We start from the raw sequence: 15,209 nt of genomic DNA, 5'->3' as shown, positions 1-15,209 counted from the left end.
GTGGCGGGTGTGACGGCTCTCGGGTTCCTCGTCGTGCTGGAGCTGACCGCGCGTCGCTACGGCCTGCCGGGGCCGCTCACCAACCAGGTCGCGGAGTTGGTGTACCGCCCCAAGTCCGGGGCCCTGCTGTACGCGGGCCTGGCGCTGACCCTGGTGGTGCTCACCTGGCGGCAGCGCTTCATCGCGGTCGCGGCCGCGGCCGGCATCGACCTCGTCCTCGCCCTGACGCGCTGGGTCTTCGACATCGGCGCGGTCGGCGGGATCGAGGGCCGTGCCTTCGGCAACGGCGCGCTGTGGGTGGTGCTGGGCTGCGGAGTCATCGCCCTCACCCGCCGTACCGGCCCTGAACGGGTCCTGCTGCTGAAGGGCGTCGGCCTGGGCCTGCTGCTGGTGGCCGGCCGCAAGACGGGCGACATCTGGCTGCTGATCACCGCCAAGAGCCGTCCCCAGGTGCTCGACCCGTACGTGGCGACCGCCGATCACGCGCTGGGCAACCCCTCGTGGGTGGTGGGCCGGATCGTCGAAGCCTCCGGCCCGGTGGGGTGGCACATCCTCCACGCGGTCTACGGCCAGCTCGCGGTGGCCGCGGTCGTCGTCTCGCTGTACCAGCTCCGCAACGTGGCGGCCGAGCGCCGCTTCCCGGCCCACCATCTGGTGCGCACGTTCCTGGTGATCGGCCTGCTCGGACCGGCCGTCTACATGATCTACCCCGTCGTCGGCCCCGTCTTCGCCTACGGCACCGGCGCGTTCGGCACGGGCAGCGCGCACTGGGCGGTGGCCGAACTCTGGCCCCACACCCCGCCCCCGGTCGGTTCCCCGCACTCGGTGGTCTACGACCAGATCACGCCCCGCAACTGCATGCCCAGCCTGCACACGGCCTGGGCCACCGCGATCTTCATCCACTCCCGCCGGGCCCCGAAGTTCCTGCGCTTCGCGGGCACCTTCTGGCTCCTGGCCACCCTCACCGCGACCCTGGGCTTCGGCTACCACTACGGCATCGACCTCGTCGCCGGCGTGGTGTTCACCCTCACCATCGAAACGACCCTGCGCGCGTACGACCACGGCTGGGACCGCCCGGCCGTACAGCAGGTCATCGGCGGAGCGGCGTTCTTCACCGCGCTTCTGCTCGCGGTCCGCTTCGCACCCGTCCAGATGGCCCACCACCCGTGGACGGTCGGCCCCTTCATCCTCCTGACCACGAGCGCGGTGATCTACGGCTACATATGGACCACCAGAAGGTGGGAACCGGGCGCCGCGCCGCTGACGCCGACGGTGCGGGCGGCAGCGGCGACTCCCTGACGTGCGCGAACCGGTTCAGAACAGCCCCTTGTACCCCCGCCAGCCGGTGGCGAGCCCCGTGCGGCCGCCGAACGACCCCTTGCCGTTGCCGTTGTTGCGCCACACCGCGCCGGAGGAGTCGCGGGAGACGATGTCCGCCCGGCCGTCACCGGTGATGTCGCCGACGCCCACGATCACGTCGTACGACGCGCCCCAGTCGCTGAAGACCCGCACGCGTGCCTTGAGCTTGCCGGTCCCCGTGCCGCCGTAGCGCCACAACTCGTTGGACCTGTCCTGCACGAGCAGGTCGCCGTGGCCGTCGCCGTCCAGGTCGCCGGCGCCCACGATCTTCTTGTAGCCCGTCCACTTCGACGCGATTCTCACCCTCGCGGACAGGTTGCCCGCGCTCGTCGCCGTCCAGAGGTAGACGTCGCCGGTCGAGGACTGGCGGCCGATCAGGTCGGCGCGGCCGTCACCGCTCAGGTCGCCGGGCGAGGTCAGCACGTCGTACTGGTTCCAGCCCGTGCCCAGGGAGGTGTAGGCGGTGGACGGCTTCACGGCCGTCCCGCACGCGGGCCGGTAGGCGCGCAGCTCGCCGCCGCCGGACCGCACCAGCACGTCGTTGCACCGGTCACCGCTGAGGTCACCGAACGGCACCGCCTTGACCGAGGCCGGCCAGCCCGAGGCCGAGGTCTTCGCCGCGAACTTCCCCGCGCCGTCGCCCCGGTGGAAGGTCAGGCCGCCCGAGGAGTTGAGCGTGAGCAGGTCCCCGATGCCGTCGGAGCCGATCTGGTCGCGCCGCACGGCCGCGCCACCGGTCAGCTTCAGCGAGCCGGAGGACGTCGCCGACGCGCCGCGGCCGTCGGCCGGGACCACCGTCAGCGCCCAGGTGTACGTGCCGTTCGGTACGTACGCCCCCGAGGAAGTTCTGCCGTTCCAGCTCGCGTGGACCGCGTCGGGGGCCGCGCCGCCGGACAGGGTGCGCAGGGTGGCGCCGGTCGCCTTGTTCCGGAAGACCAGCGTCCACGACGCGGCCGGCCGCGACAGCCACCAGGTGCCGTTCCACGCGGACGACGGGCTCACCAGGCCGACCGAGGCGGCCGTCTTCGCGCCGACGACCGCGAGGCCGGTGGCGGGAACTCCGCCGCGTACGACGTGGATGTCCTGGGTGGCGGGTTCCACGTAACCGACCAGGCCGGTGTACGGGTCGACGTCCCACTCCCCGGCTCTGGTGACCAGCGTCCGACTCACCGCGGGGCCACGGCTGACGTCCGTGAGGACCAGCGCCCCGGAGCCCGGGTCGCGCGAGACCACGAAGCCGTCGCCCAGCAGGCTGTCCGCCGCCGCGGGCACGGCGACGAGCGTCTTCCCTCTCGTGTCGTACACGACGGCCTTCCGCGTACTGCCGCCCTGGGGAAGGTCGCACCAACCGGACCAGTACACCCAGCGGCCCACCGCCCGGACGGTCCCCGAGGCGCAGCCGGCGGGTGCGTGGAACGACGTGATCGCGCTGCCCGAACGCACCTCGGTGGCGGACACGGTGCCGTCGGCGGCCGCCGTCCACAGCGTCTCGCCCCACAGGTCGGCGGCCGGGCGGGCCGCGCCCCCGAGGGTGCGCACGATCTTCCCCGTGTCCAGGTCGGCCACGCTCAGGCCGTCGTCCGTGGGCCCGGTCCAGGCCGCGTACCGGCCGGCGGCGCTCGCGAGGCCGTGGTTGTCCTTCAGACCGGAGGCCAGCGCGGTGCCGGGCAGGGGCTCGTCCCGGCCCAGGACGGAGACCTGCCCGAGCGCGTCCAGCGTCACCGCCCGGCCGTCACCCGTGCCCATCAGGGTCGGACAGCTCCCGTGGTCCCCGTCCGTCGCCCCGCAGTGCCAGGTCTTGCCCCGGTCCGTGCGCGGCCCCGCCGACAGGGTCCCGGCCGTGGTCAGCGAGCGGCTGTACAGATGCGTCGCGCCGTCGCCGGACTCGTACGTCAGCAGCTCACCACCGCTCAGGTCGAGCGACTCGATACCCACGGGCCTGGGCGGGACGTCCACGATCCGGCGCGCTGCGGGGAGGCCGTCGGGTCCCGCTTCGATCCGGGCGATGCCGTAGTCCTCGGCGGACTCCCCGCCGGCGCCGACCAGGCTCCCGTCGGGGGCGGTGAGGAACGTGGAGGCGGCCCGCTGCAGCAGGGGCCGGGCCGCGGAGCCGTCGAAGGGCACCGCGGTCACGTTCGAGAGACCTGAGCCGTTCCGCCGTCCCACGACGACCGCCTCACCGACGATGCCGAGGATCTGGGTGTCGGCCACGCGGAGCACCGTGACCTCGCGCACGGGCGTGTCCCAGGCACCAGGGGCATAGATGCGCACCTGCGTCGGGCCGTTCCACGCGGCCAGGTAGTCCGGTCCGGCCACGGCGTCCGTGTTCGTCAGCTCCGGCGGGAGGATCGTGGCGCTCCCGGTCTCCGGGTCCACCCACGCGGCCCGCAGGACCCGGTCCGGGCCGGAGAACCTGACGAGGATGCCGGAAGCGGAACCCACGGGGTGGTAGGGGAACACCGACCCGTCCGGGAGCCCGGTGACGGGTGTCGTCACCGTGCCGCCGTTCTCGGAGCGCAGCAGGGAGAGTCCGGTCCGTTCGGTGCCCGTCAGGGTGTAGGCCAGCACGGTACGGCCGTACGTCCGCAGGTAGTAGTGGTCCGCCGGGAGCGTCACGGTCTCCGCCCCGCCGGTTGCCATGTCCCGGAGCAGGACCTGCCCGCCTCCGCGTCGGGAGGGCGGCAGGGCGACGATGTCCGAACCGGTGCCGTAGTGGCCCGAACCGTACGGCGGCTGCGTCTCGCCGCCCTCCACCGGCCTTTGGCTGCCGTCGTAGCCGATCCACCACAGCCCCGAGCCCTCCGTGCCGCTGCGGTACTGCAGGAAGCCGGAGGCGCCCGCGCTCTCCAGGTACACCGTGCGCGGAGTCGTCCGCATCGTCGCCGGCAGAACGATCTCCGACGCGCCGTCCGCGTACGCCGGAGCCGTCACCGTCACGGCGGACGCCGAGAGCGCCAGGCCGATGACGACGGCCAGAGAGCCCTGCGTGAACCTACGACGAGTCACTTGCCACCCCTCCCCCTACGGAGGGCCCCATCCCCCGAACAAGCTGGCGGATAGTAGCAGTTGTGCCAGGTGAAAGCTGCTACGGGGACTCAGCGCACCGGGAACCCGAACGAGTAGCCCTGCTGCTTGAGTTCGGGCAGTATCCGCCGCAGCGCCTCGACCGTCTGCGAGCGGTCGCCTCCCGCGTCGTGGAACAGCAGCGTGGGGCCATTGGGGAGTTCGCGCTCTACCGTGGCCACGATGGCCTCCGTGCCCGGCCGTTCGAAGTCCTTGGTGTCGACGTTCCAGCCCAGCGGGCGCATTCCGCGCGAGGCGGCGAGCTTGCGGCTGGCGGGGGTGAAGGCGCCGCCGGGGGCGCGGTAGTACATGGGCCGTACGCCCCCGGACGCCTCGGTGATCATGCGCTCGGCGTCGAGGATCTGCTGCGACTGGTAGGACACGGGCTTCTTGTCCATCGCGGTGTCGTGCGACACCGTGTGGTCGCACAGCCGGTGCCCCGCCGCGACGACCTGCTTCACCAGGTCGGGGTGCGCCTGCGCCTGGGTGCCGACCATGCAGAAGGTGGCCTTCACCCCGTACTCCTTGAGCACGTCGAGTACTTGAGGCGTCCAGACGGGGTCGGGGCCGTCGTCGATGGTGATGTTGACGCCGCGCGCGCCCTGGTCGGAGGAGTGCGCGATGGTCACGTCGACCGGCTTGACGCTGCTCGTCGCGGGCTTCGGCGCGGGCGCCCCCGCGGTGTCGGCCTGCGCGGTCCATATGGAGGCACCGACCGCCAGCATCGTCACCCCGAGCGCCGCCCCGGCCACCTTGCCGTACCAGCCCCGCGTCCCGTTGTGCCGCGCCATGTCCGCCCCCACTCTCGCCTGTCCAATCCCGGCCGCGTCGCGACCACTTGTCAGGACGGAGGGCGGGAGCGGGGGGATGCGCGTGTTACCGATCACGGACAATTCCGGGGAAGTTCAGGGACAACGTGCCTACCGGTGGCGGCGTCGGCCGCGCCGTACTCCCAACACGTCACGCCAGCGGTGCTGTTGAAGAAGACCCCGCCGTTCGGCAGGCTCAGGGCCCTCTCCCTGCCGGCGCCGCCCGCGTTCCGCTCGGTGAACAGGACGCCGAGGGCCTTCCCGGCGGCGCCGCCCTCGCCGTCGGGGGAGTACGTGGCGATGCCGGCGTAGGCGGACTCGCCCGGCTTGAGCGTCCCCACGCCCTGCGGCTCGCTGCCCTCGACCCACGCCGGCGGGGCCTGCGCGTCGGCGTCGGCGCGCAGGAGGGGGGCGTGGTGCCGGTGTTGGTGGCCTTGAGCAGCAGGTGGTTGATCGGGCGGGACACCTCGGTGACGGTCAGCTCGGTGTTCGCGGTGGTGCCGCCGGCCGTGGTGACGGCGGTGGAGCTGCACCGGCGGTGGGTGCTGGCGGTGGCGGCGCGGGAACGGGGGCGGCGGGGGTCTTTCCGGCGCTGGAGGAGAGTGCCCCGGCGGAGCCCGTATCCGTCGCCGTGGAAGACCGTCCCGCCGTCCCTTCCGCAAGCGCTGGGCCCTGGCCGCGGCGGCCGTCGCCCTCGTCGTCACGGTGGCCACCGCGTTGACCCTCGACCGGGACGGCGGATCGTCGGCGCGTGCCACGGCCCCGCTCACGTTCAGCACCCGCACCTACGCCTGGGACGACCCCCAATGCGAGGCGAAGTACCTCGTCGACCGGCCCCCCGCCGAGGTGGAACGCGTACCTGGGCTCCTCCGGCTGTGGCGGAGGCGTCGAGACGAGGTCTTCCGACACGAACCCTCGACGCCCCCACCCCGCACTGACCCCGAAGGCCGGCCAATGAGGCCTCCCCTACAAGGTCAGCCGCACCGACCCCGAGGTCCTCCACCTCACCGCCCATGACGTCCACTGGTACGTCGACCTCCAGTGCGTTGGTATCGGGACGCGTGAGGGGCGGCGAGTCGTACTCGCCGGATCGACGCGGCACCGTCACGCTGCGAGGTCCGTCGCGTTGAACAGGCGTGAACTCGATCTTCCCTTCCGCAGAGTGCCCCCTGTCGGGCGAAAACGTCCTCAACCTTCGGCCCCTGCGCTTCGCGCAGCTCACGCGTTGCTGGGTAGTGGATGTCACTGCGGCCGACCTCGTACAAGTCGCGGCTCCGGTTGATGCGGCGCGCCGGCTGTGGTCCGGCCGGGGAAGCCTTGGAGATACCGAGGCCAACAGAGCCCTCGCGCGGATGCTGGAGGATCGGCCCGAGGACTTCGGTGCCGCGGGCTCCATCGTGCTGGGCGCGGAGGCTGTAGATGTTCAGCCAGGCCCGCGACCGTTCGGCGACTCGCTGCACATCACCGGGCTGGAGTGCATCGACGGTTTGCAGCGGCTGAAGGTCATCGCGGACGCGCGGTACCGACTGCCCTACGACCACCTGCAGCGCGTCGTCATCCGTCTTGAGATCCACTGCGGCATCGAAAGAGAGCGTGCCCGTCGTGTCTACGACGTCGCCGAGCGATATCTCAATCCCTCCACTGCGCAGGATCGGTTGATCCGCTGTCCGCACATCCTCAAACTGATGGCGGGAGATTGGGAGAAGGGTGACTTCGATCCACGTCGGGGTATGACGGCAGGGCCCCATGGGCAGCGCTTTTCCATGGCGGATGTGACATCTGCCCTCGCTTGTCTGTCAGTCGATCCCCAGCCGATCGCGGCAAATCTCGCTTCCACAGCGCAAGGTAGGGAAATGCTGTGGGACGATTGCAGTTCGCCCGTCTACCAGAGTCTTTTTCACGGGCAAATGTCCCCTGTGGGCGTGATGCGCGCCGTCGAGGCGTGGAGTTCAGCTCACGCAGCGCTGGATGGGATGCCGCGGAAATTCAAGCAGGGTTACGGCCACCTGATCGCGTACGCGCCGGAGTTGATCTGCTGGAAGGCTTGCCACTCTTTGTTCGCGCCGTTTCCCTTGAGTTTGCTTCACGATCCCAAGTACGACTTTCCCTGGGTGAGGGCGATTGAACATGACCTACCCACCGTCACAGCGCGGACGGCGGCGTGCCTGGTAGCTCGCTACCAGGAGATTCGTCCTGACCGAAGGCGCCCGTACAAGGCGGAAGCTCCTGAACTCGACTTGTGGTTGGAACTCATTGAGTGAGGGGAATGCCTTCCGTTCCGGGACCCGAGAGGACGTTCGTGCGTCGGGGGCACGCTCTACGGGCGGTGGCCGAACCGTCACGAGAAGCCTCTCGCGGCGTGCCAGGTCTACGTCAATGTGGCTACTGGACGCAGACCACCGTGACCACGGACGTCCAGGGGCACTTCACCGTCTCGGTGCGGCCCGACCGGGCCGCGTCCATGCAAGCGGTATTCCCGCGCGCTTCAGGTCCACGGTGAGTGCGAGAACTCCGTCGTGGAGCGCTTCACGGCCTTCACCGCCGACCGCGCCGAGACTGGGCAGGTGCATGCCGAGGGGCTTATGGAGTTCCCCGACGGTTGGTCGCCCTCCGTCATCCACGTGCGGGTGCAGTACTCGCCCGACGGCGTGAACTGGTCGACCCTCACCACGGACGAGGCGCACTGGGGCGGCAGCAGCTACGCGTTCGGCGCGGACCTGGACCAGAGCGGCGCCCGCTACTACCGGGCCGCTTTCGACGCTGACGACAACTTCCAGCCGTCCGCCTCGCAGCCGGTCTACGTACCAGCGGCCGCCTAGAAGCCGACTCGGCCGACGGGTCATACTCCGGCGCTGCGCGATCATGCCCTGCCGGTGACTGAGTGGAGGCTCATACGATCACTGGTCCATGGCTGAAGGCACGCAGAGGGCGCCCCCGAATTCGGCCTGGACAAGAAACAGCCCCCAGGCCACTGACCTGGGGGCTGACGCTGAGCGGGTGACGAGAATCGAACTCGCGCTCTCAGCTTGGGAAGCTCGGGTTCTGTGCGGGCGGCTGCCGAGCTGAACTGCGAAGGAGCGGTCACGCGCTGGCCATGTCGACGTGGCGCTTCCCCGCCACTCCCCGTGCTTCACCGCACGATCTGGCACAGGTATGGCACGGGGAACGTCTGATCCCGGGCTCTTGGCGCGCGCCCGTCCATCGACCGTTCCTCCAGGCGTCGTTCACCCCCTGGGGGCTTCTGCTGCGTGAGGCCTGCTGCGGCTGCACCTCCGCGCTGTACAGCAGAGTTGACCCATCAGCGTGAGCGAGTCATCGACAGTGCCAGCCTGTTGGTGTCAGACCCCCGTGGGACCATGTCTCCACCCCCACCGGGTCCAGATAAGTGTCAAGATTGACAGAACAAAATTAAGACGTCATGCTGTCCCGCATGCCGCTTGAGCTGATCACCGAGGCTGAGGCCCGGACGTTGCTCCACCCGCATCTGCCCGCGCTATGCGCGTGCTTCGAAGGCGCCTGGGAAGACTGGCAAGAACTGGAGCCTGCTCTTGTGAGCAAGGCGCCTCAGTACCGCACGACTTCTCGCGCAAACTTCATGTACGACCTCCTGGTGGCTCGAGTTCAAACGGAATTCGAGGAGACCTCGGGCGTCACCTTCAGCTCCAGTCGAGGGTTCTTTACTTTGACCTTCGACAGCAGGCTGGTCATTCGCTTTAAGAAGTTTCGGAGCAAGGCCCTCAAGGTTAGCCAGATCATGACATTGCAGCAAAGGCGTCTGGCAAAACAGGAGTTGGACCTCGGCCTCAATGCGACAACGGTGGTCGCGGGATATCTCCTCGACGCCCTTGGGACCAAACTCAAGAAGCTGGCTGTAGTCTGTCCCCTGAACGGCGAAAACGTGTGGGAGATCGACCTGCACGACGAAGCCAACGGTGGCCTGGCAGGAGTGGCCATGCTGCCTACCCCCGACTCGGGTGCGCCCAAGCCTGGTGTGCGTTCACGCAAGCCTCAAACCGAACCTCAGGCGGAGATGGAATAATGCCGTACAACCCTGCCATGGTGACACTAGCTCGTGAATCTCGTGGGATGACTATGGGTGAGCTGGCGACAAAGGTGGGGGTTACCTCCTCGCTCATCTCCAAGATTGAGCATTCGAATCGCGAGATGAGCGAGGAGCGAGCGAAGAGCATCGCCTCCGCGTTGGACTACCCGGTGGAAGTGTTGACATGGCGAGAGCCTGTCTACGGGTTCGGGTCGTCGAGCTTCTACCATCGTAAGCAGCAAAGCTTGCCCCAGAAGGCGCTCAAGCAGATCCAAGCATTTGTGAACTTCCATCGAATCCGCGCAAAGCGCCTCTCGTCGGCTCTCGACTTGGAATTCCCTCTAACCATTCCGTCAATGCTGGTCGAGGACTATGGCAGCCCGGAGGAGATCGCGCGCGCGGTTCGTGCAGCCTGGCGAATGCCCATCGGTCCTGTTCAGAATCTGACTGAGTGGATCGAGGCTGCGGGCGGTGTCGTAGTGGCCAAGGAGTTCAGTTCCGCCAAGATCAACGCGATTAGCGTGTGGCCGCCTGGCGAAAGTCCGTTCTTCGTGCTTAACACCCTTCTTCCTGCCTGTAATTTGCGATTTTCTCTTGCTCACGAGCTTGGGCACTTGGTGATGCACGGTGTCCCCGAACCGGGTCAAGAGGAAGAGGCCGACCGGTTTGCTGCCGAGTTCCTTATGCCGTCTCGGGAGATCAAGTCTCAATTGCGCGGAATGAACCTGACCATCGCCGCGCGCCTGAAGCCGGTTTGGCGCACTTCTATGGGAGCCTTGATTCGGAGGGCACGGGACCTTCAAGTCATCACAGACCGACAGCACACATCCCTTCGTGTCCAACTCTCGCAGAGAGGGTGGACGAAGGATGAGCCTGTCCAGATTCCTCACGAGAAGCCCACTTTGGTGGATGAGATCATCCGGGTGCACCACGTTGATCATGCTTACTCGTCGTCGGACCTTGCGGATATGGTCGGCCTACACACACACGAGTGGTTCGACCTGTACGAGGCGCGGGGCCTGAGGGCTGTGTAGTCCCCTCCACCACCGCTCACCCAGCTCCCGTCCCGTACGCCGTCGACCCACACACCGTGGAGCGGGCGTGGTTCATGGCGTCCAGGTGGAGCGCGCCACTGTACGAACGACCTGGACGCCATGGGCCGCGTCTGCTCGGCTCTGCCTGGGTCGATGGCGTACGGGACGGGAGCACCCCACGCTCACCACTTCAGACCTGCAGGCGGCATCGGCGCCCCCCTCCCCCCGGTGCCGGCCGATCCCCCGCCGGAGGCATCGCCTTGACCGTGACCCGTCCTATGCGGTGATCGCCTCATGACCTCCGGCCCCTCCCGCATCAGGGCGCGCGTCGGTGCAGCGCGGGCAGAGCGGGCCGGAGGCAGGAGCGCCGCCCGCGGCGGAGCCGGGAGCGCGCCCGGCGGAGCGGAGCGCAGCCGGGGCTTGATGAGGTAGAGAAACCTGTAACAACTCAGGGGCGCGCGTCGGCTCGTTCTGCGAGTTCCTTCAGCTCCGGGGGCGCGGTGCGGCCGGCGAAGAGGAGAAGGTCCCGGATCGTGTCGCGGGCGGCAACGTGGGTGTGGATCAGGTCGGGCGACAGTTGCTCGGCGTCCAACAGGGCACCCATGGCCTCACCGACTTGGCGCCGCTGGGCGTAGGCCCGGCCGAGATCCAGCTTCAGGCGTGCCCGGCGTTCCACGGACATGGTGGACGTGTCCAGCTCGGTGCCGACCTCGATGGCCTCGCCGGCGTCTCCCAGCTCGACCGCGATCGAGACCGCCTGGATCTCGGCGTTCGTCGGCCCGAACTCCAAGTTGAAGTCGTTCCGGTCCTCCCCAAGACGCGCGGCCACCTCACGCGCTCGCTTCATCTCCTGCCGTGCCCTCGTGCGGGCGCCGGCTCGCGCGTGGATCAGCGCCAGTGCCAGATGAAGTGCTCCGATCACCGACAGCGCTTCGGGCTCGTCCGCAGCGTCGCCGTAGTGCCGCTCAAGGGCGTTCAGGGCAGTCGTCGCGGAGTGCTCGGCCTGGTCAAGGTGCTTGAGCCGGACGAACGCCTGGGCGAGACGGAAGATGCTGGCAAACACCTCCAGCGTGTTGCCCGACTCCTCGGCCGCCCGGATCGCCCGGTCTGCTGCCACCCACGCGGCATCCGCCTCGTCCTGGCGAACGAACGCTGCCGCAAGAGCCTGGTATGTGCGGCTCAACAGCCCCCAGAGCCTGCCCCGATCATCCGGCGAAGCCGTCCGTGCCGCTCGCTCGATCCGAGGCACCAACGGCCCCAGCGTGGCACTGAGTTCTGCGAACTCGTTGGCGTGGGTCAGCTCCCACACCCGATCCACCGCGCGCTGGAGTTCCTCGACGTTGGCGGGTCCGGGCCCAGCGGGGTCTAGAACGACCTCGGGAACCGGGTGGCCCGAGATGACCAACCGCGCCTGGTCAAGGTCGTTCGGCAGCTCATCGGCAGAAGCCTCCACGGGGACCTGCGCCGGCGCATCCGCCTGAAGCTCCTGGACGGAGACGCCGAGGCCATCAGCCAGCAGCCTCAGTACATCGAGCCGATTGACCGGCTGAATCCCCCGCTCAACCTGCGACAGCCAACTCGCCGTGCGGCCGATCTCCGCAGCCAACTGCTTCTGGGTCAGACCACGTTGTTCGCGGAGGTCCGCGACCCGCGCGCCAAAGATCCGTCGCTCCTCAGGGGTCACCTCCGCACCCCGGAGCCCTGGCTCTGGACGAAGGTCACGTCCACGTCCGCCACATACCGTTCCCGCTCGCTCAGGAAGCGCCGGGTGTGCTCCTGTCGCTCATGCTCGTCGAACGCCTCGCGGTCCGCGTACAGCTCGTAGAACAGGCGGGCGTTGGGGTCGTCCGCCACGGTGTGCACGACGTAAGCGAGGGTGCCGGGCTCGTGCGCTCGGATGCCTTCAAGGGTCTCGCTCACGAGAGCGTCGAACCCTTCTGCCGCTTCAGCGTCGCGCAGCGTGAACCGGACGACGAGACCGAAACCGCTGGTCATGTACTCCTCCTTGGTTGTCGTACTCAGAGTCGCAGAGATGTATCTGCACTGCTACTCGCAGAACTTCTTGACTCGCAGTTTTTCTGTGCCTACATTCATAGAGAAGCTGCTACCCGGCGGAGGTCGCTGGGGCTGACTCAAGGAATGACGGATGCCGTCGTTCAAGATCGACCTTTCGTCCGCCGTGGTGTTCGTGGCAACCGCGCCGGAACCGAAGATGGTGAACAAGAAGACCGGGGAGCGGGCCGTGGACCGGGAGACCGGTGCGGACATGTCGACCGTGGGCCTGCTGGTCTCGGATGAGGGGGAGGGCAACCTCTACCAGGTGACCGTTCCGGAGACCGGTTGCCCGGAGGGTCTGGCGCCGGGTACCCCGGTCCGGGTCGTGGGGCTGAAGGCGCGGGACTGGGAGAACGAGTTCAACGGCCAGAAGCGGCACGGGATCTCGTTCCGTGCCGTGGCGATCACCCCGGCGGTCTGACCATGGCCGACCTGTCCACGGTCCTGGAGACCACGGGAGCGTTAGCGGGCGCTGGTGGTCTCGGCTACGCGAAGGTGTACGCGCCGCGCGTGTACTGGTCGCTGGTCGGCATGCCGGTCACCTGGGGCCGGTTCTCCTTCACCTACCGCTCCACGATGGACGTGTGCGGGCTGACGGTTCAGCCGTCCCGTCTGCGGGCCTTCCTGGCGCGGAACATCGCCCATACCGAGGTGCAGCCGGTTCCGCCGAAGGTCCGCCACGTCCGGGGCACCTCCACCGGCCTGCGCGTCACCCTCCGCCTTCCTGCCGGCCTGGAACCGGCCGACCTGGTGGCCGCCTCCGAGCGGCTCCGCCACGCCTGGGGTGTCCATTCGGTGACCGTCCAGGAGACCAAGCCGGGCCATGTCGAACTCCGTATGACCGGCTATGACGTGCTGCGCCGGGTCCGGATGCCGCGTCGGGCTCGTGCTGAGGGGTTGTCGGTGCCGGTGGCGCTGCGGGAGGACGGGACCGCGTTCCTGCGGGACTACCGCCAGATCCCGATGGCGCTCACCCTCGGTGCGAACAACTCCGGGAAGTCGGTCTATCAGCGCAACCTGATCAAGGGACTGGCCAAGCTGCCGGTGGCCCTGGTTGGGATCGACTGCAAGCGCGGTGTGGAGCAGTCCGCGTACGCGGCTCGGCTGTCGGCGCTGGCGACCACCCCGGACGACTCCGCCGCGCTGCTGGATGTGCTGGTGGGTGAGATGGAGTCCCGGTTCGAGCTGCTGAGCCTGCACGGCGTCTCGGACATGTGGGACCTGCCCGCCGGCCTACGGCCCGTCCCGGTCATCGTCCTGGTGGACGAGGTGGCGGAGCTGTTCCTGATCTCCTCCAAGAAGGACGAGGAGCGCCGGGAACGGATCGTCACCGCCCTGATCCGCCTCGCGCAGATGGCGCGTGCGGTCGGGATTCATCTGGAGGTGTGCGGGCAGCGCTTCGGCTCCGAACTCGGTCGCGGCGCGACCATGCTCCGTGCCCAGCTCACCGGGCGTGTGGTGCACCGGGTCAACGACAAGCAGACCGCCGAAATGGGTCTGGCGGACGTGGCCCCCGACGCCGTGCTGACCGCCTCCCTCATCCCCGCCGAACGCCCCGGCACCGCCGTGGCCACCGACTCCACCGGCGGCTGGACGAAGATCCGCACCCCGCACACCACTCGTGCCGAAGCGGCGGCCATGTGCTGGGAGTTCGCGCACCTCGTGCCCGACCTTCCCGCCCTCGACCCCTACCGGCCCCACGTGCCCATCGACGTTCCGGTTCCGGGTCCGTCGCTGGTGAAGCCGTTCCCGGTCACGGACTGAGAGGGGCACGTCATGGCCACGCGCAAGAAGACCCCGCTGAAGCCGGCCGCCTGCCCGGACTGCCACGGCAACGGGGAGATCACCGAGACCGTGCGCGTCGGCGCCCGCAAGGGCCGCGCCACCGAGGACCAGCAGGCCGCGCTCTGCCTGACCTGCCTGGGCACCGGCGAAGCACCGGCCGGGGAGTGATCACCGTGAACCGTGCACTCCGCCGCCCTGACGCCGTACTGATCCAGGCCGTGATCGCCGGGGCTCTGTCCTTCGCTCACCTGCATGATCTGGCCGCCGCTGCCGGGCAGTCGGGCTGGAAGGCGTGGGCCTACCCCATCTCCGTCGACCTGCTGCTCGTCGCCGCGTGGCGTCGGCTCCGGATCGGCCGGGACGGGGCCTCCTGGACCTGGTTCACGATCGCGCTCGCCGCCTCGCTTGGCGCCAACGTCGCCACGGCCGGTCTGCTTGACCTCGATCACGTGCCCGCCTGGCTGCGCATCCTGGTCGCTGGCTGGCCCGCGCTCGCCTTCCTCGGCGGAACTCTCCTGGTCCACACGCCCGCCCCGGCGACTTCTCCTGAAATCCCCTCTGTGGAACCTGAGTTGGCGGTGCCGGAGGTCGAGTTGCATCGCACCGACACCGCGCCGGCCCCGGCCCCCGCCTCGGCTCCTGCGGAACTGGACCCCGCGCCCGTCAAGCCGTCCGCGCCGGTTCCTACGGTCCCTGCGGCCCTGGTCGATCACGCCCGCTCCATCGCGGACGCCCACCGCAAGACCACGGGTGAGCCGATCACCGCTGACGCGCTCGCCGCCCGGCTCGGGCTTCCCGCGCCGACCTGTCAGGCCATCGCCGCACAGCTCGAACTCACCTGACCCGGAAGGGAGTTGATCCCGTTGAGCGTGTACCGCCGGTTCCGTGACGTGCGCCGCTTCGGCCCGGTCACCGTCGCCACTTACCACGACGGCCGTGGCCGCAACCGCCACACCGTCGCCTGCTCCGCCCCCCGCTGCGGCTTCTCCACCGACTACGCCGACCGCTCCGCCGCCGAACTCGCCGCCCGCACCCACCGCTGCACCCCCTGACAGGAGGAAT

The 15,209-nt window shown here is 69.0% G+C and carries 15 protein-coding genes; 10 read left to right on the top strand and 5 right to left on the bottom strand.

Annotation, left to right across the window (positions count from 1 at the left end; genetic code table 11):
* The gene (locus ACZ3HQ_RS10400; protein WP_467509318.1) at positions 1-1,299 is read left to right on the top strand and encodes a phosphatase PAP2 family protein; all 1,299 of its coding nucleotides are present in this window, start codon (positions 1-3) and stop codon (positions 1,297-1,299) included.
* A gap of 15 nt (positions 1,300-1,314) precedes the next feature.
* Here the strand turns inward: ACZ3HQ_RS10400 and ACZ3HQ_RS10395 are convergent, their stop codons facing one another.
* The 3 genes from ACZ3HQ_RS10395 to ACZ3HQ_RS10385 all read right to left on the bottom strand — a co-directional run bounded on the left by ACZ3HQ_RS10395 (position 1,315) and on the right by ACZ3HQ_RS10385 (position 5,764).
* Positions 1,315-4,365 (bottom strand): FG-GAP-like repeat-containing protein, encoded by a 3,051-nt coding sequence (locus ACZ3HQ_RS10395; RefSeq protein WP_467509316.1) that lies wholly within the window; start codon positions 4,363-4,365, stop codon positions 1,315-1,317.
* Positions 4,366-4,454: 89 nt separating this feature from the next.
* Complete coding sequence (locus ACZ3HQ_RS10390) at positions 4,455-5,213, bottom strand: polysaccharide deacetylase family protein (protein ID WP_467509314.1); 759 nt, start codon at positions 5,211-5,213, stop codon at positions 4,455-4,457.
* A gap of 92 nt (positions 5,214-5,305) precedes the next feature.
* Positions 5,306-5,764, bottom strand: a complete 459-nt coding sequence (locus ACZ3HQ_RS10385) for a DUF4232 domain-containing protein (protein WP_467509312.1) — start codon at positions 5,762-5,764, stop codon at positions 5,306-5,308.
* A 603-nt stretch (positions 5,765-6,367) separates the two neighbouring features.
* Between ACZ3HQ_RS10385 and ACZ3HQ_RS10380 the strand changes: the two genes are divergently transcribed.
* The 4 genes from ACZ3HQ_RS10380 (at position 6,368) to ACZ3HQ_RS10365 (ending at position 10,307) form a co-directional block, all read left to right on the top strand.
* On the top strand, positions 6,368-7,492 hold the full coding sequence (locus tag ACZ3HQ_RS10380; RefSeq protein WP_467509310.1) for a hypothetical protein: 1,125 nt from the start codon (positions 6,368-6,370) through the stop codon (positions 7,490-7,492).
* Between the two features lie 255 nt (positions 7,493-7,747).
* Positions 7,748-8,050 carry a hypothetical protein gene (locus tag ACZ3HQ_RS10375; RefSeq protein WP_467509308.1) on the top strand — a complete coding sequence of 101 codons (303 nt, stop codon included), beginning with the start codon at positions 7,748-7,750 and terminating at the stop codon, positions 8,048-8,050.
* 611 nt (positions 8,051-8,661) lie between these two features.
* The gene (locus ACZ3HQ_RS10370) at positions 8,662-9,270 is read left to right on the top strand and encodes a hypothetical protein (RefSeq protein WP_467509306.1); all 609 of its coding nucleotides are present in this window, start codon (positions 8,662-8,664) and stop codon (positions 9,268-9,270) included.
* Positions 9,270-10,307 (top strand): XRE family transcriptional regulator, encoded by a 1,038-nt coding sequence (locus ACZ3HQ_RS10365; RefSeq protein ID WP_467509304.1) that lies wholly within the window; start codon positions 9,270-9,272, stop codon positions 10,305-10,307. Before ACZ3HQ_RS10370 ends, ACZ3HQ_RS10365 begins: the two co-directional genes overlap by 1 nt.
* A 448-nt stretch (positions 10,308-10,755) precedes the next feature.
* Here ACZ3HQ_RS10365 and ACZ3HQ_RS10360 read toward each other — a convergent pair whose 3' ends face one another.
* A complete protein-coding gene (locus tag ACZ3HQ_RS10360) occupies positions 10,756-11,991 on the bottom strand; it encodes a helix-turn-helix domain-containing protein (RefSeq protein ID WP_467509302.1) in 1,236 nt (411 codons plus the stop codon).
* Positions 11,988-12,302 (bottom strand): putative quinol monooxygenase, encoded by a 315-nt coding sequence (locus tag ACZ3HQ_RS10355; RefSeq protein ID WP_381265193.1) that lies wholly within the window; start codon positions 12,300-12,302, stop codon positions 11,988-11,990. Before ACZ3HQ_RS10355 ends, ACZ3HQ_RS10360 begins: the two co-directional genes overlap by 4 nt.
* Before the next feature lie 151 nt (positions 12,303-12,453).
* On the opposite strand from ACZ3HQ_RS10355, the gene ACZ3HQ_RS10350 reads away from it, so the two are divergent.
* Genes ACZ3HQ_RS10350 through ACZ3HQ_RS10330 form a run of 5 tightly spaced genes read left to right on the top strand, consistent with a single transcriptional unit; the run spans position 12,454 to position 15,199 of the window.
* Positions 12,454-12,783 (top strand): SCO3933 family regulatory protein, encoded by a 330-nt coding sequence (locus ACZ3HQ_RS10350; RefSeq protein ID WP_355191149.1) that lies wholly within the window; start codon positions 12,454-12,456, stop codon positions 12,781-12,783.
* Between the two features lie 2 nt (positions 12,784-12,785).
* Positions 12,786-14,126: an FtsK/SpoIIIE domain-containing protein gene (locus ACZ3HQ_RS10345; protein ID WP_467509299.1), complete on the top strand. Its 1,341-nt coding sequence runs from the start codon at positions 12,786-12,788 to the stop codon at positions 14,124-14,126.
* A gap of 12 nt (positions 14,127-14,138) precedes the next feature.
* The gene (locus ACZ3HQ_RS10340; RefSeq protein ID WP_467509297.1) at positions 14,139-14,315 is read left to right on the top strand and encodes a hypothetical protein; all 177 of its coding nucleotides are present in this window, start codon (positions 14,139-14,141) and stop codon (positions 14,313-14,315) included.
* A gap of 5 nt (positions 14,316-14,320) precedes the next feature.
* Positions 14,321-14,989, top strand: a complete 669-nt coding sequence (locus ACZ3HQ_RS10335) for a DUF2637 domain-containing protein (RefSeq protein WP_467509295.1) — start codon at positions 14,321-14,323, stop codon at positions 14,987-14,989.
* 21 nt (positions 14,990-15,010) lie between these two features.
* The gene (locus ACZ3HQ_RS10330; protein ID WP_467509293.1) at positions 15,011-15,199 is read left to right on the top strand and encodes a mobile element transfer protein; all 189 of its coding nucleotides are present in this window, start codon (positions 15,011-15,013) and stop codon (positions 15,197-15,199) included.
* Positions 15,200-15,209 lie beyond the last annotated feature (10 nt).

The sequence above is a fragment of the Streptomyces sp. NPDC018263 genome, from assembly GCF_055562575.1.
The sequence above is the reverse complement of the archived record's forward strand: the minus strand, read 5'-3'. Positions and strand labels throughout refer to the sequence as shown.